The organism is Psychrobacter sp. 16-MNA-CIBAN-0192 (genome assembly GCF_040309565.1).
In the GTDB taxonomy this organism is placed as follows: Bacteria; Pseudomonadota; Gammaproteobacteria; order Pseudomonadales; family Moraxellaceae; genus Psychrobacter.
This window is the reverse complement of the sequence record NZ_JBEOOX010000460.1, coordinates 1-256: the sequence shown is the minus strand read 5'-3', so window position 1 is coordinate 256 and position 256 is coordinate 1. Positions and strand designations below refer to the sequence as shown.

The window sequence follows — 256 nt, the reverse complement described above, 5'->3', positions numbered from 1 at the left end:
CCGTTACTGTACGAAGCCACAACTTTACCGTCGGCGCCAATATCAATACCCGCTAAACGGCCAACTGTTGCACCGTCTTGCTCAAGTGCTTTTACTTCAAAGCGACTTGCGTATTGAGTAGGTATTTTATTAGCTGTACCGGTTTCATCACGCCAGTTAATTTCAACAGGCGCTGGGAAGGTAGCACCATTGGTTAATAAATCAGAAAGCCCCGCTGTACCACCGCCACCAGCTGCAATAGACAATGGATTAAAAG

Annotated in this window: 1 protein-coding gene; it reads right to left on the bottom strand. The window is 46.9% G+C overall.

All coding sequences use genetic code 11. The features are described 5' to 3' along the window. A partial coding sequence (locus tag AAEY78_RS13965; RefSeq protein ID WP_352339974.1) for a flagellar basal body FlgE domain-containing protein occupies window positions 1–256 on the bottom strand: 256 nt, incomplete at both ends.